Origin of the sequence: Salinibacterium hongtaonis (genome assembly GCF_003065485.1) — a bacterium.
Classification (GTDB): Bacteria; Actinomycetota; Actinomycetes; order Actinomycetales; family Microbacteriaceae; genus Homoserinimonas; species Homoserinimonas hongtaonis.
On record NZ_CP026951.1, the window covers coordinates 2,431,277 to 2,452,854 of the forward strand.

Genomic DNA, 21,578 nt, shown 5'->3' on the forward strand with positions numbered 1-21,578 from the left:
ATGACCCTTCGAATCGGGTATGCCGCTGGTGCCTTCGACCTCTTTCATGTGGGGCACCTCAACATCCTTCGGCGAGCGAGAAGCGAGTGCGATCGCCTCATCGCCGGGGTCGTCTCCGACGAAATGCTACTGCTGACCAAGGGCGCACTCCCGGTGATACCGCTCGAGGAGCGACTCGACATCGTGCGCAGTGTGCGCTTCGTCGACGAGGCGGTGGCAGAAGTTGTTCCCGACAAGCTTGAGACGTGGCGCAGCGTGCGATTCACCCACTTCTTTAAAGGAGACGACTGGCAGGGCACCGAAAAGGGGCTGGCCCTTGAGCACTCGTTCGCCGCCGTCGGGGTCACAGTCGTGTACTTTCCCTACACCGACGGAACCTCAAGCACCCAGTTGCGGCAGGCCCTCGACACCCTCAATCGCGTCGAGCGCTGAGCGCCGCTGGCAGCGGGGTCGTCTCCCGAACCCCGCCCGCCTTTTGGAGAAGGTCGCGCGCAATATCTTGCACACCCCGGCCATACCGCTCGTACCGGCCGGTGAGCGCCTCCGCAAAGACCGGGCCGACGCGCAGGATGCGCACCGCCGGCAACAGGATGCGCACGCGTTCGTGTGCGAGCTTGGCCCTGGCATCCTTAACCGCCTTGGCCAGAAGGCGAGCATCGGGGGATCGGCGATTCACTGCGGCTCTGTGCAGCTCAGTGACCCGGTTGAGCAGATCGATCGCCCGACCGACGAGCCTCTCGTTGCGCTCTCCGCGCGGAGTGAACAGGCGCGCAAGCCTGGCAGAGAAACCTCTTCGCACGACGCCGATCTGATTGCGCGCATGCTGCCGGTAGTCCAATAACTGCTCGTCGAGAAAGTGGGTGCCTCCCGTGGCCGCGGCCATGATGGCCAGCCACTCGTCATGCACCCACGAATCGACGAACGGAACGGCGCGATCGAGAAGGCCGCGCCTGATGACAACGGTGGCACCCGTGACGAGGCTGCGCCGCACGAGAACATCCCAACCCCTATTGGTCGACAGGCTGTGGCGCTCGTGAGGCGACATGCGCTGAGTTGCCGCTAGCCCGGCCCCAAAAGGCAAACCATCGGCACGGATCAGTCGGGCGTCGCTGTGCACGAGAAGCAGCTCAGGATGCTCCGCGAACGCCGCCATAACCCTCGCCATGCGATCTTCGTGCCAGACATCGTCTTGGTCGCAGAGCGCAATCACGTCTCCCGTGCACCGCAGCAGTGCCTGCTCGAAATTGCGCACGACTCCCAGAGCCGGTTCGTTCTCGATCACGACAAGACTCGGCACCCGCACAGCCCTGCGGGCGTGCGCGGCAATGCCATCGGCCACGAGCGCGACGGTGCCGTCAATCGAGGCGTCGTCCGAGAGCACGATCTCGTCGACCGGGTGCGTTTGGCCCAGGATGCTGCGCAGTTGGGCGGCCAAGAACTCCGCACCATTGTGCGTGCACAGGGCAACGCTGATTCGCGGATAGGGGGCGGCGCCAGCATCCGCCATCGGCTCACGATCTGGTGCGGATGGATCGCTCATGTCTGGCCTCCGACCCCCATTATGCAGCACCCCCCGTTCAGGGTACAGACAGGATTTATGGGGGTGACTCCCACCCTGGCAACACTGCCAGCGAAGGGAACGTAACCTCTTTGTGTCGCGCGCGCGTGATTCGCCGCATCAGAGTCGCGACACTCCCCCACCTGCCCAGAGGAGAACCTCTTTTGTTCGATCTCAGCCACTGGCTGCCGCGATGGCGAGCCGCGCTTTCTATGGCCATTCCGCTGCTCGTTGCAGGCGGATTCATTGTTGCCGCCCCTAGCGCCTCCGCGCCGGGCGTCGCAGAAGAAACAAGCGTGACAGAAGAAACAACGAGCAGTGAAGCTCCAGTCGAGGAGGCTCCGGCGGAAGAAGCTCCGATTGAAGAAGCTCCGGGTGAGGAGGCTCCGGGTGAGGAGGCTCCGGTGGAAGAAGCTCCGGTCGAGGAGGCTCCGGTGGAAGAAGCTCCGGTCGAGGTGCCGACGCCGACTGAACCGGTTACGCCGCCGACGCCCGAAGAGCCAACCGCGCCGGCCGAGCCTGCGGCTCCCGCCGAACCCGCCGCTCCCGTGGAGCCGGCCGAGCCCGAGGCAGAAGCTCCAGCGCAGGCGGCGCCTTTCGCGACCACTCCGACAACGACTCCTTCGGGAGTTCGGCCGTCGGGGGCCAGCACAGGGGTACCAGCGACAACCGCGCTCACGATCCACAAGGGCGACCTGGTCATTCGCACGGCAGGCACCGTGATCAATGGCCTCGACATCCGCGGGTTCGTCCGCGTCGAGGCCCCCAACGTCACAATCAAGAACTCGATCATCCGGGGCCGAAACGCCAGCGAGAACGCCATCCTCGTCTATGCGGGTGCCGGCAAGAACGCGGGTCTTGTCATCCAAGACACCGAACTCGCACCTGATTTCCCGTCCTCCATCGTCAACGGCATCTACGGTTACGACTTCACCCTCACACGCGTCAACATCCACGACGTCATCGATGCCGTGCACATTTTCGGCAGCAACGTTCTTGTTCAAAGCTCCTGGCTGCACGACAATCTGCACTACGCCAGCGACCCGGGATGGAACGGCGGGCCCAGTCACGACGACAGCATCCAGATTCAAAAGGGCAACAACATCCGCATCATCGGCAACGACATCAGCGGCTCATACAATGCCGCCCTGATGATCACCCAAGACCAGGGAATCACGTCGAATGTGACGTTCAGCAACAACTGGGCGAGTGACGGCGGATGCACCATCAATGTTGCAGAGAAGGGCAAGGGTGCAATCGCGGGCCTGGTCGTGAAGAACAACGTTTTCGGCACCTCTCGCTTTGGTTGCGACATGCTCGTGCCACCAACGACAACCATCGTGAACCTCGGCAACACCGCCGCGGACGGCACTGCGCTTCGCATAGTCCGCCGCGCGCAGTAGCGTTCGGGCACCCCTCCCGCTCGCCCAGCGAGCACCAACCTCACACACACGTAATACCGACGGTCTCCCCAGACTGACAAAAAACGTTGCGCTACCCCCGCATGGGGGCCATAGGATACGACGAATCGCACCCCGCGCGAATTACCCGAAATCCTCATTCGTGAACGTCCAGGGAGACCCTTGTGCGAATTTTCAGAACCAGGCCGTCCCGGTGGTGGGCCTACAGCTCGTCGGTGACCGCGATTCTTCTTCTTGCCGGGGCAGGCGTACATTTCGGCGCCGCCAAGGCCACCGCGCCTGCTGGCGAAACCGGTGCGGCGCCCATCACGGCGCAGCCCAGCCCGTCGAGTGCCGCCGAAACATTGACCGAAGGCGCGCCTGCAGCGCCCTCCGCTAAGGGCGAATCCGCTCGCGGCACGGACGATCTCGACGGAACGTCGCACGACGACGCCGCGGGCAAGGATTCTGCCACCCCTGCGCCCGCCGCGCCGAGCACACCACCGACCACAGCGTCGGGAGTCGGCACTGGATCTGCCGCGGCCCCGGCCCCCGCCGCAAATCCAGCGCCCGCATCCAGGCCAGCTGCGGTCTCTCCTCCCCCTGCCTCGACCTCGGCGACCGGCGTTCCCGCAGGAACCGCGCTCAAGCGGCACGATGGCGACCTCGTCATCAGGACTCCGGGAACCGTGATCGATGGCCTCGACATCCGAGGATTCGTGCGGGTCGAAGCCCCCAATGTCACGATCCGGAACTCCATTATTCGCGGCCGCGACACTACGGGCGATGCCATTCTTATCTATGCCGGAACCGGCAAATCAGCGGGTCTTGTCGTGCATGACACTGAGCTCGTGGCGCAGTTCCCCTCGCACAGGGTCAATGGCGTCTACGGCTACGGCTTCACCCTCACCCGCGTCGCTATTCACAATGTGATCGACTCCGTGCATATCTTTGGCAACGACGTCGTGATTCAGAAGTCGTGGCTGCACGACAACTTGCACTACGCGAACGACCCGGGTTGGAATGGCGGTCCCAGCCACGACGACAGCATCCAGATTCAAAAAGGCAGCAATATTGTCATCACTGGCAATGTGATCAGCGGCGCTTACAACGCCGCACTGCAGATCACTCAAGACCAGGGCACCGTCTCACAGGTGAGCTTTACCTCGAACCTCGTCTCCGGCGGCGGCTGCACCATCAACGTCGCCGAAAAGGGCAAGGGTGCGATCAAGGGCCTCACGATCTCAAACAACATCTTCGGCGGTTCTCGCTTTGGATGCTCGGCTCTCATTCCGCCCACAACCACCGCGACGATGTCGGGCAATACCAAATCGGACGGCACGGTTGTGCGGGTGGATCGCCGAGCTCAGTAAACTCGCGAGCTCAGCACGGAGGTTGCACTGGGAGTCGTTCTTAGCTGCTGAGCGCAACGACTCCGAGAATCGCCTCGCCATAGGCCTCGCGCTTTTTGGCACCGATTCCGCTGATGCCGTCAAGGTCGGTGAGCGTGGCCGGGCGCGCGACGGCGATTGCTCTGAGCGTCGCATCCCCGAACACGATGTAGGCAGGCACGCCGAGTTCTTTCGCCTGCTCAGCACGCCAGGCGCGCAGAGCCTCGAACAGTTCGACCTGAGCTGGCTCGAGGTCCGCTGCCGCCGTGGCGGCCTTCGCCGAACGACGAGACCCTCTGAGACGAGCCTCCGGCTCGGTGCGCATGGAGACGGCTCGCGCCCCCGACAACACATCGGCGGATGCCTCGGTTATGGCCAGAATGCCGTATTCGCCTCGGGTTGCGAGCAGCCCCTGCGCCAGGAGTTGGCGCACTACGCCGCGCCACTGCTGTTCGCTGAGATCGGCACCGATGCCCCAGGTCGCGAGGGTCTCGTGCTCGTGCTGCTGCGTGCGCGGGGTCTGCTTTCCGCGAAGAATATCCACGAGCTGCCCCGCTCCGAACGCCTGATCGCGTTCCCGTTTGAGGCGAACAACCGTGGACAGCAGCTTCTGCGATGGCACGGTTCCGTCCCACGATGCCGGCGGCGTGATGCACGTGTCGCAATTGCCGCAGGGGCTCGACTCCTGGCCAAAATATGCCAGCAGTTGCACTCGGCGGCACTCGACCGTTTCGCACAGGGCAAGCATCGCGTCGAGGTGTGCACTCAACCGCCGCCGGTGGGCCAGGTCACCCTCCGACGTGTCGATCATGCGGCGCTGCTGCACCACATCCTGCAGCCCGTAGGCAAGCCAGGCAGTGGACGGGAGCCCGTCGCGGCCCGCTCGACCGGTCTCCTGGTAGTAGCCCTCCACGGACTTGGGCAGATCGAGGTGGGCAACAAAACGCACATCGGGCTTATCGATGCCCATGCCGAACGCGATGGTGGCCACCATGACGAGCCCGTCCTCGCGCAAGAACCGAGACTGGTTGGCGGCCCGAACATGGGCGGGCAAACCGGCGTGGTAGGGGAGGGCGGGAATGCCGTTGGCCACGAGCATGTCGGCCGTCTTTTCGACCGAAGCGCGGGAGAGGCAATAGACGATTCCGGCGTCGCCGGGATGCTCGCTGCGCAACAGCTCCAGCAGTTGCTTGCCCGGCTGGGCTTTGGCCGCGATTCGATACTGGATGTTGGGGCGGTCGAAGCTCGCCACAAAATGACGGGCTTCCTCGAGCTGCAAGCGTCGCGCGATCTCGGCGTGCGTCTGCCCTGTCGCGGTTGCAGTCAGAGCGATGCGGGGAACCTCCGGCCACCGCTCGTGCAGCATCGACAACCGCAGGTAGTCCGGGCGAAAGTCGTGGCCCCACTGCGAAACACAGTGAGCTTCGTCGATAGCGAAGAGCGAGATCGTGCCGCGATCGAACAACGCGGCCGTAGATTCGAGGGCGAGCCGCTCGGGGGCGAGATACAGCAGGTCAATTTCGCCCGCGACGAAAGCTGACTCGACTCGTCGACGCTCGTCAGCATCCTGCGTTGAATTGAGAAACTCCGCCCGCACACCCACCGCGGCGAGGGCATCCACCTGGTCTTGCATGAGGGCAATAAGAGGTGAGATCACAACGCCGGTGCCCTCGCGCACAAGCGCTGGCACCTGGTAGCAGAGCGACTTGCCGCCACCCGTTGGCATGAGAACGAGGGCATCTCCGCCGTCGACAACCGTGCGGATGATCTCGGCCTGGTCGCCGCGAAAACTGTCGTAGCCGAATACCCGGCCCAGAACGTCGAGTGCGGCGTCGGGCGTCGTGAGCTGGGTCATGCTCTCAAGGCTAACCGGGCTCGCCGACCGTGTAGACGAGCCGAGCGAATTGCCCCACCTTGGTGGCGCTCTCGAGCCGCAGCCGGTCTGACTCCACTCGCCGGGGAAACACGGGAGCCCCGCCCGTGAGAGCGACCGGGGCGACCGAAAGCGCAATCTCGTCCAGGGCGTTGGCGTCGAGGAACTGGCCAGCGAGGTCACCGCCCCCGACGACCCAAATGTCACCCCCCGCGGCCGCTTCACGAAACTCGGGGAGAAGATCGGCAATAGCCCCTGAGCGGAATCGAACATCGGCCCCCTCAGGCACCGGCAGCTCACGCGTGGTCATGACGAACACGGGCTTGTCGCCGTGGAACTCTGCCCACTTTTCGGGGTGATCCAGGATGTCGTCGTGCTCAAGGATCCAGAGATAGGTTGTCGACCCCTCGACGAGCACGGTTGCTCCGGTCGGGAACAACCCCTCGTCGGGATGCTCGCCGCCATCGACGGCGAACAACCATTCGAGCGAGTTGTGCTCATCGGCGATAAAGCCGTTGATCGTGGTCGCGCTATCGAAGAGGACCTTGCCGGTAGTACTAGGGGCGGCGCTCTGTTCGCTCATGCGGGAAGAGTAGCGCCGCCCACCGACATCGAGGTTTACTTCTTCTTGTTTTTGTTTTTTGCCTTGAGGGTCTTCTCGTGCACGGGCGCCTCACCCGAAGCCCGCAGTGCCTCGTAGTAGTTGCGCGCCTCATCCTGTCGCTGCTGCTCTGCGCCACTCGCGATGGCCGCGCGCAGGTGAATGGGCTTGAACCCGAAGGCGTCCACAAGATCTTGCGCGTGGGGGCGAACGCGGGTCAGCAGCCGGTCGATGTAGGCCGAGACAGCCTGGGCACGCTGCGGCGATAGGCGCCCGTTTGAGAGATACCAACCGATGTTCTTCTCGATGAGTCCGAGCCCGAAAATGTCATGAAGCCACACGAGAACCTGCTTGGTGCCGGGGTCTTCCACTCGCTCAACTCCGCGAGTGAACGCCTCCCACTGCAGAAGCTCCGCGTGTGCCCGCGAAGCCTCGATGAGCTTGTTCTGCTGGGAGTTGAAGAGCGCTCCAGCATCCACCGGCGACATCTTGGATGCTGGCCGCAGCGCCTGCGCCAGCTCGGCAACCATCGTCTCGACCCTGTCTGTGAGGATCGCGCGCTGCACCTCGGTGTCGCGCAGCTCGCTCACTGAGCGCGCGGTCGAACCAAAGTCGCGCACCGTCTGGGCGATGCGGCGAAGACCCGTGTTGTGGAACGCTCGTTCAGCCGCCTGACCCACCGCGTACCGGGCCAGCTTGCCTGCATCCGCTCCCTTGAACTGCTTGGCGAAGTCGCCCAGCAGGCGCTTGCCGACGAGCTGGAGCAGGACGGTGTTGTCGCCCTCGAAGGTGACGTAAATGTCGAGGTCACTGCGCAGACCCGTAATGCGGTTTTCGGCCAGGAAGCCCGCCCCGCCGCAGGCCTCGCGGGCCTCCTGCAGGGTGTCGAGCGCGTGCCAGGTCGACAGGGGTTTGAGCGCAGCGGCGAGGGTTTCGAGGTCTTCGCGGGCCTGCGGGGTGTCGCCCTTGCCGCTGAAGACGGAGTCGAAGGCGACCAAGAACTCGTCGTGCGCAAAGTACTGGGCGTAGGTCGTAGCGAGACGAGGAAGCAGACGGCGCTGATGGCGCTGGTAGTCGAGCAGCACCATCTCCTCGCCCGTCGCGCCTTCGAACTGGCGACGCTGGTTGCCATAGGTGATCGCGATCGCGAGGCCCATCGCAGCACCGTGCGTCGCCGCGCCATCGAGCGAAACGCGTCCCTGCACGAGCGTGCCGAGCATCGTGAAGAATCGACGGCCGGGGCTGTCGATCGCGGAGGAGTAGGTGCCATCCTCGGCGACATCGCCGTAGCGGTTGAGCAGGTTCAGACGAGGGATGCGCACACCGGTGAAGTGCAGGCGACCGTTGTCGATTCCGTTGAGGCCGCCCTTGAAGCCGTCGTCCTCGCCTCCGACGCCGGGCAAAAACTCGCCCGTCTCACGAGAGCGGATGGGCACGTAGAAGGCGTGAACACCGTGGTTGACACCCTTGGTGATGAGCTGCGCAAAGACAACGGCGTCGATGCCGTGAACCGCGGCGTTGCCGAGGTAGTCCTTCCACGCCCCGCGGAACGGGGTGTCAATGACAAACTCTCCCGTCGTCTCGTCGTATGTCGCCGTGGTTCCCACGGAGGCAACATCCGACCCGTGGCCCGTCTCGGTCATCGCGTAAATGCCGGGCGTCTCGAGGCTCATGATCGAGGGGAGAAAAGTCTTGTGGTGATACTCGGTGCCGAGGTGCTGCACTGCAGAGCCGAAAAGCCCCCACTGCACACCGGCCTTGATCTGCATCGACGGGTCGCCGAACACGAGCTCCGTGAACGACGCAATGCTGCCGCCGATGTCGCCCTTGCCACCCACCGAGACGGGGTACGCACGGTGCACCCGGCCGCTGTCGGCGAGCGCCTGCAACTGACCAAGCACGCGGGTGCGGTGATCTTCTTTAGTCTGGTTGTCGATGCGGTGAAACTGCGGATCTTCCATCGCATCGCGCGACTGCTGACGGATGTCGGCCCACGTACCCAAGAGCATGCGTCCGAGCGCGGCAACATCCACCGAAGCGGCGGATGACGTCGCATCGAGATTGGCATCGACTTCGGCCTCGACCGAGGGCGAAGCGGGGGCTGCTGGGGTACGACCGGGGGCGGTGTCGAGCATGGCAGGAACTCCAATTCAGACAAAGAGAGCGTGTGTTGCCACGCTAATCCGGCTTCATGAACAGAGGGAATTCAACGTCCGCCGCCTCCAACGGGGAGTCGCGAGTCCACCGAGACCGTTGTAGCCAAGCTACAAGTTGCGGGGTTCGGATCCATCTGAGTCCGACAAAGGCGTCGACTCGACCTGCACCGACACGTCAGCCGGAATCGGCTCCCGCACGACACGCACGCGCTCGAGGCCCAGACGCGTGTGCATCCGCACAACCCACCAGGAGAAGAGCCCGAGGGTGATCGCGGTCGCAATGACGCCGAAGGGGGTGCCTTCCGACGTGTTCGCATCGACCATGCCCACAGCAGCGAGCAAGAAGATCACGCCGTTGTTGACCACATGTGCGGCAATTGCCGCTTCGAGGCCGCCCGTGCGCCATACGAGCCACCCCGCGAAGACGGCGAATACACCGACATCGAGCAGACCCCAGATGTCGTAGATGTGACCGGCCATGAAGAGGGGAACGGGCAAGAGGATGGCCCAGGCCGGATGCTTCAACCAGCCGCCGATGGCCTGCATCAGGTATCCGCGAAAAACATATTCCTCCGCCGTCGCCTGCACCGGCACCAACAGCAGGGTCACGATGATGAGCGCAACCGTATTCGCGCCAATCTGCGGGCCGACGATCTCATCACCAAACAACGGCGGAATGGCAAACAGCTGCAGGCCGAAGGTAACAGCGAAGACCACAATCGCAGGAAGGGCAAGGCGCCCCAGCCAGCGCCAGCGCAGTCGCCCTGCCACCGACGAGATAAGACCCAGGGGTCTCGGCCCCATAATGAGCCTGGCCAGGATGATCGACGGCAGCATGAGCGCGACAGTAGCGAGCGAGAACGCCAAGATGACCGGCTGCGAGTTGTCGATCGTTCCTTCGAAGAGCAGTGTCTCGAACTGTGCGGCGACGCCGCCGACGTCAAGGAACGAGGCGATCAGCATCGCCACCGTGATGATCACGGTGAAAACCACATAGATGCCCAGGGCGATCAGCCCCGTGACGATCGCCTTCCACCAGGCGTACTTGGGGGCGGAGCGAGCAAGGCGATGAAAGGCGTAGTTCACGCCCCGAGCCTACCCGCGGGTGCCCTCATAGCGTCAGATGGAATACGTGCCGGGATCCACGAAAAACTGACGGTCGAACTCATGCACGGGAGCGATCGGCCGCGGAACCGCAGGGCTCCCCACGAGCAGAGACTTGGGCGGCGCATCCTTGAGCACAACGGCTGCAGCACCGACGACACTTCCGGCGCCCAGCACGACCGGGCCGAGCACAGAGGCTCCCGCGCCCACCGTGACATGGTCACCCAGGGTGGGGTGGCGTTTGGCCCGCTCCGATGAACGACCCCCCAGGGTGACCCCGTGATAGAGCATGACGTCGTCGCCGAGTTCCGCAGTCTCGCCGATGACGACGCCCATGCCGTGGTCGATAAAAAAGCGTCGGCCGATGGTCGCGCCGGGGTGAATCTCGACGCCCGTGAGAAAGCGGGCGAACTGAGAAACGGCTCGGGCAACGAAGTACCACCGCCAACGCCACAGGATGTGGGCGATGCGGTACCACCACACGGCGTGCAGCCCTGAGTAGAGCCAGAAGACTTCGGCGTTGCTGCGGGCGGCCGGGTCGCGAAGGCGCGCGGTCGCAACATCCTCACGGATGCGGGAGACGACGCTCATCGCGCCGCTCCCGCCCGTGAGGGTGGAGCAGAAAGAGGATCAGCCACTAGTCCTGCAGGTGCTCGAACAGAATCGTGGAGAGGTAACGCTCACCGAAGTCGGGGACGACCACAACGATGGTCTTGCCAGCGTTCTCGGGGCGCTTGGCGACCTCGACTGCGGCGCTCACGGCCGCACCAGACGAGATCCCCACAAAAATGCCCTCTTCGACGGCGAGGCGACGCGCAAAATCGAGCGAAGCATCGAGTGAAACGTCGATGACCTCGTCATAGACCTCGCGGTTGAGCACATCGGGCACGAAGTTCGCTCCGAGGCCCTGAATCTTGTGGGGGCCAGCCTTGCCTTCGCTCAGCAGCGGGGAGTCGACAGGCTCGACCGCGATGACCTGCACCTCGGGCTTGCGCTCCTTGAGCAGGGTTCCAGCGCCCGTGATGGTGCCGCCCGTGCCGATGCCGCTGACCAGGATGTCGATGGCGCCATCGGTGTCGGCCCAGATCTCTTCACCCGTGGTCTTGTAGTGGATGGCCGCGTTGGCCGGGTTGCCGAACTGGTCGGCCCACACGGCGCCGGGGGTGTTCTCGACGATCTCCTTGGTCTTCTCGACCGCCCCGCGCATCCCCTCACTTCCCGGGGTGAGCACAATCTCCGCACCGAACGCGCGGATCACCGAGCGACGCTCGCGGCTCATGGTGTCGGGCATCACGATGATGACCTTGTAGCCGCGGGCAGCGCCGACCATCGCCAGGGCGATTCCGGTGTTACCGCTGGTTCCCTCGACGATGGTGCCGCCGGGCTTGAGCGCTCCGGATGCTTCTGCCGCGTCGATGATGGCCGCACCGATACGGTCCTTCACGCTATTCGCAGGGTTGTAGAACTCAAGCTTGGCAAGCACTGTTGCACCAGCACCCTCCGTCACCTTGTTCAGGCGAACGAGAGGGGTGTTTCCGATGAGCTCGGTGACGTTGTTATAGATACGGGCCATGATCTCGTTACTCCCTGAAGGCTTGTGGGTATGTGTTCACCTTAAAGCCCAGCGCTCAATGGGCCCAAAATATTTCATCACCCTCAACGAAACCCGGCCCGCTGCAACGCAGCGGGCCGGGTTTCTGTTGTCTGACCTAGCCGAAGAGCCACTCGAGGTAGGCCCTCAGCTCCGCTGCCACGTCCTCGAGCGCCGCAACGATCGTGCCGATGATGCCCGGCTTCGCGGCTGCCTTGACGACCCGGCCGGCCGACGTGGCGGAACCATCCGTGTAGCCATCCTTCGAGGCGGTGACCGTGACGGTGAGCGTCGTGGAAGCATCCGCTGCCACGAGCGTGTACCTCTCGCCGGTGGCTCCCGCGATCGGCTGGCCGTTGCGGTTCCACTGGTAGGCGTAGGCAACCCCACTCACACTCCAGCGCCCCTCGTTCACGCTCACGGTCTTGCCGACCCGCAGCGCACCCGTGATGAGGGGGATCTTCGCGTTCTCGATGGCCTCCTGCGCCGCCTCAACCTCGATCGGCACCTCCACTACGGTTCCCGTCTCCGGCACGGTCACGGTGAGCACCTGTGGGCCACTGACACCCGCCGGGACCGTGATTGTGACGCTAGCCCGGCCCTGCTCATCGGTCGTGTCGACGATGGTCGGATCGATGGCCGCAGTACCCAGCACGGTGGCCCCGAGGGCAACCTCGACGGTGGCCTGAGTGGGACCGCCGCGACTGAAGAGCAGCGAGGAGAGATTCAGCGTCACCTGGTCGCCCACGGCATAGGGGCCGGGCGCCGAGAAGACCACACCGACAGCCCGCTGCTCGTAGTCGACCTCGACCACGGGGTTAGCCGTGAAGTAGTCGACCATCGCTTGCAGATCGACCCGGCCGGAGTCCGCCGCACCCGTCGCCTGCGCAAAGGTGCCGAAGTTATCGCCACCCGCCGCGAGGAACGAGTTGGCGACGACCTTGTAGTTTGCCGTTGGGTCGATCGGTTCACCATTCACCGTGATGGAGGTGATGTGCGAGCCCACCGCTGCAGTGGGGTCGTAGGTGTACTCGAGCGAGGCAGAAACGCCGAGCTTGAGGAACGGTCGCTGAGCACCAGCGGGCTGCCACTGCTCCTCGAGCACGCTCTTGATCTGCGCCCCCGTGAGGGTGAGGGTCGTGAGCGTGTTGGCGAACGGCTGCACTGCTGCCGCCTCGGCGTAGGTGACGTTGCCATCCGGATCATTCGGCCCGGTCGAGCCATAAACCAGGTCGGCCCGAAGACCGCCAGGGTTCATGAAGGCGATTTCGGCGGCGGCATCCGCAGTGGCCCAGAGCTGCACGTCGGCGACGAAGTTGCTGAGCGTCGACTCGCCACCGCGGTTCTCGGGGAACGGGGTGGTCGCCGTCGGGTTCTGCACTGCGCGGAACATCGACTCCCCGATTTCGCCGACCTTGACCGCGCCCTGCACTGCGGCGACGGCGACGGCTTCGGCGACGATGGCCTCGACCTCGGGGTCTGGCGTGAAGCCAGCGATGGGAAGAACCTCGCCGGCGAAGCCGAGGATGTCCTTGGTCACCGGGTCGACGCTCAGGTCGAGGTGACCATAGTTAGCGCCGTACTGGCCCGCCGAAATCACCAGGCGCGGGCGCTCCATACCCGGAACCGTAACCTCGTGGTCGTAGGCAAGGTGGGTGTGGCCAGAGACGATCGCCGAGACCTCCGGGCTGATGCCCATGACGATCTGACCGAAGGCCGAGTCGTCGGTTGCCGAGGCGATGTCGGCCGTGGCGGCTCCCTCGTGGACGAGCAGAACGAGAACGTCTGCCTCACCATTGGCCGCGTCACCATCCTGCAGATAGTCCGCGACTCGATTGACCTCGGGCACGATCGATCGGACCTCAAGAGTTGCGATACCGGCCGGACTCACCAGCTCAGGCAGCGCCTCCGTGACGGCACCGATAAAGCCGACCGTCACCCCTTCGAACTCCTGCACGAAGTACTCGTCATAGGCCGGTTCATTCGTGGCTCGGTCATAGAGGTTGGCCGCAAGGTAGGGCCAGTCGGCCGCATCGAGGATGCGGTCGTCCACGTCGGCGCGTCCCTGGTCGAACTCGTGATTGCCGAACGAACTCGTGTTGAGCCCGATCTCGTTGAGCACGTCGATCGTGGGTTGGTCGTTCTGGATGAACGACGTGAAGGTGGATGCTCCGATGAAGTCGCCAGCGCCCACGAAAGTGGTGTTGGCGTTGAGCGCCCGCCAGTAGTTGACCATTCCGCCCATCTGGGCCGCCCCCGGAACTCCGCTGCCCGGTTCGAGCCGACCGTGGAAGTCGTTCACCGTGAGGATCTCGATCTCGACCGGCGCGATTTCGCTGCTGACGCCGACGACAATGGGGTCGTGGTCGCTTGAGCGATAAACGGTCCCGGCCTCAGAGGCCGCGAACTCGTACCCGCGGTCAGACCACTCAGGGGAGTTGATCGTCCAGACGCCGGCGCCCGTGATGTAGTTCGCGAGCGAGGGGGATGCGAACACATGGTCAAGAGAGCCGAGCTCGCCGTCGAACGTGTAGGTGTATTGCCCGTCAGTCTTGTCTGCAACGAGGTCGGAGAACCCCGCATCGGTCAAAACCTGAGCGGGGTCTTCTTCTGAATAGGCGTTGAAATCTCCGATGAGAAAGACATCCGCCGACTTAGCCGGGTCTGCCGCGATCGAGTCGGAGAACGTCAGAAGCCGCTGCGACATGGCAACCCGCTCCGCGTTGAAGCGACCCTGCCCATCCGCAGGTTCTGCACCATCTCCGCTCTTCGACTTGAAGTGGTTCGCCACGACCGTGAACACCTTGCCCGTGTCGTTCGACTCGAAGGTCTGCGCGACGGGCTTGCGGGCGATATCCCACACGGCGTCGAGGTCGGTGAAGCTCGCCCCGACGGGAGTGACCACCGCCGGCTTGTAGATGATCGCGCTAGCGATGAAGTCGGTGATCGCGGCATTGTTGAGCTCTGCGGGAGTGGCCGCGTAGGCCCATGTGCCGGCACCGGCTGCGGCGTTGAGGCCGTCGACCAGGTCGGCGAGCGCCTCGTCGAGAGGCTCCCCTAGCTTGACCGAGTTCTCGATCTCCTGCAGCGCCACCACATCGGCGCCGAGGCCGTTAATGGCCGCCACGATCTTGGACTTCTGCACAGCAAACTCTTGGGCCGTCTCGGCACCGCGCGCCTGCGAGTTCACGCTCGACAGTGTCGTGAAGTAGTTGTAGACATTGAACGCGCCGACCTGGAAGTCTCCACCAACCTCGGGAGCCGTCGCGGGCCGGGGGTTCTCACTGCCGAACGTGGGCTTGAGTGCTGCTGGGCTCGCATCGTTGATGGGCACCGTCGGCTGCAGACGCCAGTCGTCGAAGCCATACGAGAGCACATACGGCGTCGAGAACGCCACGGTGTCGCCGTTGCGCACCACGGTGTCTGCCGTGAAGAACGGCTGCGTGCCCGGGTGGCTCGCATTGCTGATCTGGATGCTGTAACCGTCGTCAAGCAGGATGCGATTGGCCCGGTTGGCTGCGGTAATGGCGGTGGCCTCTGGCCCAGCATCCGTCGTCTCCGTGCTCTTGACCGCCAAGGCTCCCGCGTTGAGCCACAGGGTGCCGAAGTTGAAGAGCTGATGGCTCGAGCTGACCAGATAGTTGCCGGTGGGCACCACGAGCTGGCTTTCGAGGGCCTCGCGCGCGTCGCCGATCGCGGTGTCGGGCAGCGGGGCCCCTTCTGGCACTCCCACCCCTGCGGTGATGAGCTCGGTTGCCGCAACCGTGGTGGCGCTGATCTGCGTCTGGCCGAAGTTCTCGCTCGCGGTGCCCGTGACCCGCACGAGATCGCCGATCGCCACGCCGGGGTTGGCCGCGTTCAGATACACGAAGATGCCGTCGGAGGCGCCGGGCGTCGCGTCCGTCGCCCCGCCCGAGCCTGCCGTCTGGATGACCATGCCGCGGTAGTTGCTGACGCCGCGATAGTCGGCGGTGACGACCCCCTCGACGGTAACGACGGAGCCCGCGAGCGGAGTCGCCGCACCGGTGCCCTGCACTTCGGCGATCGTGTGAGTCACATCCGCAGCTGTTGCGGCGGTTGCCCCGAGCCCCGAGAAGATGAGGGCGAGGGCACTGAGAGAAGCGACGGCAGCGAGCCGACCCCTCCGTGATGCGCGTGGTTCAGGGGCCGAGTCGGCAGGCTGCTTCATATGCGTCTCCCACTATGACGTGCGCCACTTCACCGGAACGCACGAGGATTACCCCCTTTTGGGGGACGAGACTGACGATATCCCAGCGAATTGCCAGTTCCAAGCGCTCATATGTTGCTGTTACCGGGTGTTCACCCGAAAGACACACCGATACTTAGGATTCGTAGCCTCGCGGGTTCGCCGACTGCCACGCCCAAGCATCCCGGCATGCATCCTCCAGCGAACGAGTCGCCCGCCAGTGCAGCTCGCGATTGGCCTTGTCGACGTTGGCATAGGTTGCGGCCGCGTCGCCGGGGCGAGGGGGCACGATCTCATACGGAATCTGACGCCCCACGACGGCGGAGTATGCGGCGATCAGCTCAAGAACGCTCGTGCCGCGACCCGTTCCAAGGTTGTAGGCCTCGACCCCTGGTGCCAGCGTGGCGAGGGCCGCAACGTGCCCCGTCGCGAGATCCATCACGTGCACATAGTCGCGCACCCCGGTGCCATCGGGCGTGTCATAGGTGTCGCCAAAGACGGAGACGCGGTCGCGCCGACCCCCGGCAACCTGGCTCACGAACGGCATGAGATTATTGGGAATCCCGAGTGGATCCTCACCAATCAGGCCACTCGGATGATTGCCGACGGGGTTGAAGTAGCGCAAGATCGCCACCTGCAGGTCGGGGTCAGACGCCGCGACATCCACCAAGATCCGCTCGATGATCGCCTTGCTGCGGGAGTACGGGTTGGTTGCCGCAAGGCCGGTCGGAGCGGTCTCGACGAGGGGCAACGTAATGGGCTCCTCATAGGCGGTGCCCGACGAGCTGAACACAAAACGGGAGACCCCGTGGCGTTTCATCGCCGCCAGCAGCTCAAGCGTGCTGTCGATGTTGTTGCGGTAGTACTCGAGCGGTTGGGCAACGGATTCACCGACCGCCTTAAAGGCCGCGAGATGGATGATGGCGTCGACGGGATGCTCCGCCAGAACGTGGTCTGCCTGGCCGGGGCGCGAGAGGTCCGCTACGACAAGGGGGATGCTCGCACCCGTGATCTGCTCGACCCGGCGCACTGCTTCAGCGCTGCTGTTGGAGAGGTCATCCGCGATGACAACGCTGTGCCCTTGCTCGATGAGCTCGACGGCAACATGGGTGCCGATGTACCCGGCACCTCCGGTCAGGAGAACTCTCACGGGGGGCTCCGTTGGTCGGGTAGGTGTGGCCACCAGGGCAGGGACACCCACCGATCCTACGGCGAGAGTATGAGCTGCGACTCAGCCGACTGAAACGGTTGCGCAATCGAGCGCTTCTGTGGTGATTAACGTCGGGTGCACGAGGGGGGTCGTCAGCACTTCGAGGCTCTTGTCACCAGCCTCGGCGGCCGTGATGTCGTAGCTCAGCCTCAGGGACTCGCCCGGCCCGACTATTACGGTCAGCTTGCCAACTGGGTAGTCGGTGTCGTGGTGTGCCTCAAGCGCGACGGACTGCCCGTTGACAACGGCGCCGGTGATGGTAGAACCGGGTGGCGCATAGAGGAATACCTGCATACGCATACTGCCCTTAGGAACCCGCTCCCCCTTCCACTGTCCAGCAACAGATGGCGAGAGGCCCGCGGCATCCCCCGGCTGCAACGTGCTGCTGAGATCTGCGGTGACCCGGTATTGCTGACGACCATCTGCTGCGCACGTGTTCTTACTCAGAGTGACGGCCTGATTGAGGTAGTAGTTGAGCTTGGACCCCACGTTGTCGTTGAAGTAGAGACCGACGCGGTCGGTCTCCGCATCGCTGACGGGCAACTCCCCATTTGGTCCGAGTAGAGCAACGACTGAACGCTCGTTTTCGTTAGCGCTCCAGAAGAGTATGCGATGCTCGCCCCATCCCTGCACAAGTGCACCGACCAGGGCAACGGGATCTAGCGATCCGCCGGTTAGAGCACCAAAGGTCGCGGCGACCGCTTCGCCGTAGACTACGTCCTGGGCCCGGTTGTCTGCCACGTCGTTGCCAGAGTTGAAGCGCTGATAGATCTCGTTGAGAAGGAGCGGCACGAGGGTGTCGCTTGCCAATACGTCGCCGGTCGACAGCGGGATCGGCCCTGTGGCTCTTAGGACGTATCCCAGCGCGATCGGGTCGATCGACACGACTCCGTCGACCGCATATCCGCGATCACGGACCCAGTTCGCCTGTGTAATTTCCGCAGCCGAGGTGAAGCTGGGGCGGAGCGTCGAATTTGCTATGAAGGAGCCGAAGGCGCCGGGCCCAAACAGTTCTTCCACGCCCTCGGGAACCGGTACCACCGAACCTACGTTGCGAAAGTTTCCGAAACCGGCAGGTACGGTCTCGACCATCTCTATGCGACCCTGGTCAACCCTGATCACAGCGAACGAGAGCGCCGTGCCACCAAGCGGGCGCGCCTCCGATGGATTTTGAAACATCACTACATAATTTCGGGGACCTTCCGACCCGAGCATCGGCGCGATGAAGGGCACTGCGGAGTTCGCCCCTGTCAACAATGGATCCAGCTGTTCGACCATGCCAGCGACTTTGGAGCGAGCAGCGACAATTTGAGGCAGTGCGCCGTCCGTATTAATAGCACCCACCAGCGGAATCGCGGCGTCGAGTCCCCGGCGAGCTTGCGCCACGGCGGGGACAGCATCAACTAAGGGTTGGAGATCGATCGCTCCGTCTTTGGGCGCCAGAGATTGGAGGTCGAGGCCTTTCGCGACATCGAGAAGCGGGGACGCAACGTCAGCCAAGATACGTTGAACTGCCACTGAGAGTTCTCGCACGGCGCTCAAGTTAACGCCGACGCCCGGGACTAGCTCAGCGACGCGCCATGTTGGATCGCTACTTGCATCAACCGCTCGATCGGTGTGAGCCGAGATCTCGTCGAATGTAGCCAGCGCCCCGTCTATATCGAGTGCGGCCGCTTGCGAGGTGAGATCTCCGATCTTCGACTGCGCAGCTTCCAGCTCATTCTTCGCCTGCAGCACTCTTGACCCTAGCCAAGCGGCAAGTCCCACAACGAGGATCAGCACCCCAGTGAGGGTCCAGAACCACCATCGTTTGTATAACCGCGGTCGCAATTTTTTGCGCAGCGAACGCCTGGTTATAGAAGTGGACACCAGATCATTCAACCATGCCCCCGCGGGGATGCTTGGCAGGCAGTGAGACTTCTTCCGCGCCCGCTATGACCTATACGGCATCGACGCGTCGCGTCGGTCACGCTCGGGGAGTCGGTCAGGCAAGAAGAGCAGCTGGAACAGCTCAATCGCCCCAGAGAGCATCGTTCCTATCAATAGCAGCGCGCCCACCAGCGGCGCCGCGATGCGACGTTTTAGGCCCTTCGCCCATTGCCTTCCCCTTTTCACGCACCGCTAACTTAACAAGTCGGGCTGTCCTCATCGCTACGATGCTCGAAGAGCGGCTACTCTGGCGAGCTCGACACTCGCCGGCTGCAGTCTTCCCAACTACCCACGAGGACCTCACTTTTGACTGACACCGCTCCCTCGACGAGGCTCAGCTCTCGATGGGCTTCGCGGCATCGCCGCTCCTGCACTACGCGCTACTCACCCTTCTGGCGCTGGCCGCCCCTTACTATTCGCTCGAACCTGTTGCCGCAACGCCCACGATCTGGTGGCTCACCTATACCCCATTGCATCTGCTCTGGGGCGGAACAGAGGCAGCGCTCCTGTTTTTCATCCTGTCAGGGCTCGCACTCACGTTAGCCACCCGCCGCCGCGGATTCACCTGGTCGGGATACTTCCCCAGCAGACTGCTTCGCCTTTACCTCCCGGCGGTCGCGGCAGTTGGTCTTGCCGCAATCTCGATATGGCTGGTACCGCTCAGGCGAACCATTGAGCCAATGGGTAGCTGGGCGGCCTCGTGGCTACACGGTCGAAGGAGCGACGGGGTTGTCTTCGGCCTCAACTGGGAAGCGGTGCGCCAGTTTGCGTCGAACCTGACAGCGAGATGGGGGAACTTGCTATCGGTCGCGGCGCTCCTCATAGGCCTGTTCCTCAGCTCGTCGTATTGGATGTTTCGCGCCATCAGTTCTGACTCATTTGTCGGCTGGCTCAGTCGCCATTTGGTTCTAATCGGTCTACTCCCGCTGACTATTGTTGTTTCCGCCTGCTGGCGGCCCGCCGCTTCCCCTTTTGTCGCGTCGAGCGTTTCAATGGGCGGGCCTTATCTCATTCAGCCTTTATCTTGCGCACGAACCGATCACGATCGCAGCAAGCTATCTACTCGGGCCGTCCCAGATGGCGGTGTTGCTCAGCATCATCGGTTCTATTGCGGTCGCTCCTCTATTTTTCACGTTCATCGAGCACTCTTGCTGGCACGCAGTAGCATGATCTTGCGCTGTGCTCACCTAGTTGCGGGACCAGCATGGTTTGGCCAGCACAAAAGATATGGGGAATCTTGACTACAACGAATCGCACTGCCGTCATCGTGGGGCAGGGTTACGTCGGTCTGCCAGTTGCGATGCGGGCCATTGAGGTCGGCTACACCGTCGTCGGGATCGACCTCAACGAAATGCGGACGGATAGCCTCAAGGCAGGGATTTCCTACGTAGGCGACATCCCTGATTCCCAGCTACAGGCGGCATTAGCCACCGGCCGCTATACACCCACCACCGACTACGCGGATTGTGCGGGGTTTGACGTCGCCGTCATAACAGTTCCTACCCCTCTTCGCGAAAGCATTCCCGACCTCACCTTCATAGAAGAGTCATCGAAGTCACTGGCACGCCATCTAAAAGTCGGCGCCACCGTGATCTTGGAATCAACCACCTATCCAGGCACAACTGAAGAGCTGTTGGTCCCCATCCTGGAGGAGGGATCAGGCCTCACCGCAGGCGTGGACTTCTTCGTCGGATACAGCCCCGAAAGAATTGACCCTGGCAACAAAATTTGGGGATTCGTCGAGACCCCCAAGGTAGTGTCGGGCATCGATGATGAGTCGTTGGCCCGCGTCAAAGAGTTCTACGACGACCTGGTCAACACAACTGTCCCGGTGCTTTCCCCCAAGGAAGCCGAACTGACCAAATTGCTTGAGAACACTTTTAGGCACGTGAATATTGCGCTCGTAAACGAGCTTGCTATCTTCGCGAATCAGCTTGGGGTGAACATCTGGGATTCGATAGAGGCAGCGAGCACGAAGCCGTTCGGCTTCATGAAGTTCACGCCGGGCCCCGGGGTCGGGGGCCACTGCCTTCCCGTAGACCCCAGCTACCTCTCGTGGCAGGTGCGACGCAAGCTTGGGCAAAACTTCCGGTTTGTTGAGCTTGCAAACGATGTCAACGATCACATGCCCGACTACGTGGTGCAGCGAGCAATCGCAATGCTAAACAACGATCGCAAACCGCTCAATGGGGCGCGCGTTCTCCTTGTCGGCCTCGCCTATAAGAAGAACACGGGAGACTTCCGCGAATCGCCCGCGATTCGCCTCATAGAGCTTCTCTCGGAGTACGGCGCTGTTGTCGTTGCAGTTGACGACCACGTGGAGAGTTATGGATGGCCGCTCGGTGTGGAAAAGATCAGCCTCACTGCGCAAGAACTCGCCAGCAGCGACATCGCCATACTCGTGACCGATCACGACGACCTCGACCTGTCGATTCTGGCGTCCGCAACGATTCCTGTCCTCGACACGAAGAACCGCGTCTCCGGGCCTAGCGTACAGATCCTGTAGCCGCGCGCCGTCTGCAGTGAATATTCAATGAGGATTCTCCGACTGATGACCT

Annotated in this window: 14 protein-coding genes; 4 read left to right on the plus strand and 10 right to left on the minus strand. The window is 63.2% G+C overall.

What is annotated here, in order from left to right; all coding sequences use genetic code 11:
- The gene (locus tag C2138_RS11740) at positions 1-432 is read left to right on the plus strand and encodes an FAD synthase family protein (protein WP_108518056.1); all 432 of its coding nucleotides are present in this window, start codon (positions 1-3) and stop codon (positions 430-432) included.
- Here C2138_RS11740 and C2138_RS11745 read toward each other — a convergent pair.
- Entirely contained in the window at positions 413-1,540 is a 1,128-nt protein-coding gene (locus C2138_RS11745) for a glycosyltransferase family 2 protein (protein WP_108518058.1), read from the minus strand. The two genes, C2138_RS11740 and C2138_RS11745, sit on opposite strands and share 20 nt — an antisense overlap.
- A gap of 182 nt (positions 1,541-1,722) precedes the next feature.
- Between C2138_RS11745 and C2138_RS11750 the strand changes: the two genes are divergently transcribed.
- Positions 1,723-2,961, plus strand: a complete 1,239-nt coding sequence (locus tag C2138_RS11750) for a right-handed parallel beta-helix repeat-containing protein (RefSeq protein WP_108518060.1) — start codon at positions 1,723-1,725, stop codon at positions 2,959-2,961.
- A 233-nt stretch (positions 2,962-3,194) separates the two neighbouring features.
- Positions 3,195-4,331 carry a right-handed parallel beta-helix repeat-containing protein gene (locus C2138_RS11755; protein WP_159078220.1) on the plus strand — a complete coding sequence of 379 codons (1,137 nt, stop codon included), beginning with the start codon at positions 3,195-3,197 and terminating at the stop codon, positions 4,329-4,331.
- A gap of 40 nt (positions 4,332-4,371) precedes the next feature.
- On the opposite strand, the gene recQ is transcribed toward C2138_RS11755, so the two are convergent.
- The 9 genes from recQ to C2138_RS11800 form a co-directional block, all read right to left on the minus strand.
- Positions 4,372-6,204 (minus strand): DNA helicase RecQ, encoded by a 1,833-nt coding sequence (gene recQ, locus C2138_RS11760; protein ID WP_108518064.1) that lies wholly within the window; start codon positions 6,202-6,204, stop codon positions 4,372-4,374.
- A gap of 10 nt (positions 6,205-6,214) precedes the next feature.
- Complete coding sequence (locus C2138_RS11765; RefSeq protein WP_108518066.1) at positions 6,215-6,805, minus strand: dihydrofolate reductase family protein; 591 nt, start codon at positions 6,803-6,805, stop codon at positions 6,215-6,217.
- Between the two features lie 35 nt (positions 6,806-6,840).
- Positions 6,841-8,958 carry an acyl-CoA dehydrogenase family protein gene (locus C2138_RS11770; RefSeq protein WP_108518068.1) on the minus strand — a complete coding sequence of 706 codons (2,118 nt, stop codon included), beginning with the start codon at positions 8,956-8,958 and terminating at the stop codon, positions 6,841-6,843.
- A 129-nt stretch (positions 8,959-9,087) separates the two neighbouring features.
- Positions 9,088-10,065, minus strand: a complete 978-nt coding sequence (locus C2138_RS11775) for a CPBP family intramembrane glutamic endopeptidase (protein ID WP_108518070.1) — start codon at positions 10,063-10,065, stop codon at positions 9,088-9,090.
- 33 nt (positions 10,066-10,098) lie between these two features.
- Entirely contained in the window at positions 10,099-10,674 is a 576-nt protein-coding gene (gene epsC, locus C2138_RS11780) for a serine O-acetyltransferase EpsC (RefSeq protein ID WP_108518072.1), read from the minus strand.
- A gap of 46 nt (positions 10,675-10,720) precedes the next feature.
- Positions 10,721-11,656, minus strand: coding sequence for a cysteine synthase A (gene cysK / locus C2138_RS11785; protein ID WP_108518074.1), 936 nt, complete (start codon positions 11,654-11,656; stop codon positions 10,721-10,723).
- Between the two features lie 136 nt (positions 11,657-11,792).
- Positions 11,793-15,863, minus strand: coding sequence for an ExeM/NucH family extracellular endonuclease (locus C2138_RS11790; RefSeq protein WP_108518076.1), 4,071 nt, complete (start codon positions 15,861-15,863; stop codon positions 11,793-11,795).
- 154 nt (positions 15,864-16,017) lie between these two features.
- Positions 16,018-17,031 (minus strand): UDP-glucose 4-epimerase GalE, encoded by a 1,014-nt coding sequence (galE, locus tag C2138_RS11795; protein ID WP_108518077.1) that lies wholly within the window; start codon positions 17,029-17,031, stop codon positions 16,018-16,020.
- Between the two features lie 81 nt (positions 17,032-17,112).
- A complete protein-coding gene (locus C2138_RS11800; RefSeq protein WP_159078221.1) occupies positions 17,113-18,972 on the minus strand; it encodes a DUF4012 domain-containing protein in 1,860 nt (619 codons plus the stop codon).
- Between the two features lie 1,285 nt (positions 18,973-20,257).
- Here C2138_RS11800 and C2138_RS11815 point away from each other — a divergent pair.
- Positions 20,258-21,526 (plus strand): nucleotide sugar dehydrogenase, encoded by a 1,269-nt coding sequence (locus C2138_RS11815; protein ID WP_241961114.1) that lies wholly within the window; start codon positions 20,258-20,260, stop codon positions 21,524-21,526.
- Positions 21,527-21,578 lie beyond the last annotated feature (52 nt).

What these genes read in the sequence shown, in the direction of transcription:
- C2138_RS11790 (WP_108518076.1), bottom strand. Translation starts at nt 15,863, where the DNA reads ATGAAGCAGCCTGCCGACTCGGCCCCTGAACCACGCGCATCACGGAGG.
- cysK (WP_108518074.1), bottom strand. Translation starts at nt 11,656, where the DNA reads ATGGCCCGTATCTATAACAACGTCACCGAGCTCATCGGAAACACCCCT.
- C2138_RS11770 (WP_108518068.1), bottom strand. Translation starts at nt 8,958, where the DNA reads ATGCTCGACACCGCCCCCGGTCGTACCCCAGCAGCCCCCGCTTCGCCC.
- recQ (WP_108518064.1), bottom strand. Translation starts at nt 6,204, where the DNA reads ATGACCCAGCTCACGACGCCCGACGCCGCACTCGACGTTCTGGGCCGG.
- C2138_RS11765 (WP_108518066.1), bottom strand. Translation starts at nt 6,805, where the DNA reads ATGAGCGAACAGAGCGCCGCCCCTAGTACTACCGGCAAGGTCCTCTTC.
- epsC (WP_108518072.1), bottom strand. Translation starts at nt 10,674, where the DNA reads ATGAGCGTCGTCTCCCGCATCCGTGAGGATGTTGCGACCGCGCGCCTT.
- C2138_RS11740 (WP_108518056.1), top strand. Translation starts at nt 1, where the DNA reads ATGACCCTTCGAATCGGGTATGCCGCTGGTGCCTTCGACCTCTTTCAT.
- C2138_RS11745 (WP_108518058.1), bottom strand. Translation starts at nt 1,540, where the DNA reads ATGAGCGATCCATCCGCACCAGATCGTGAGCCGATGGCGGATGCTGGC.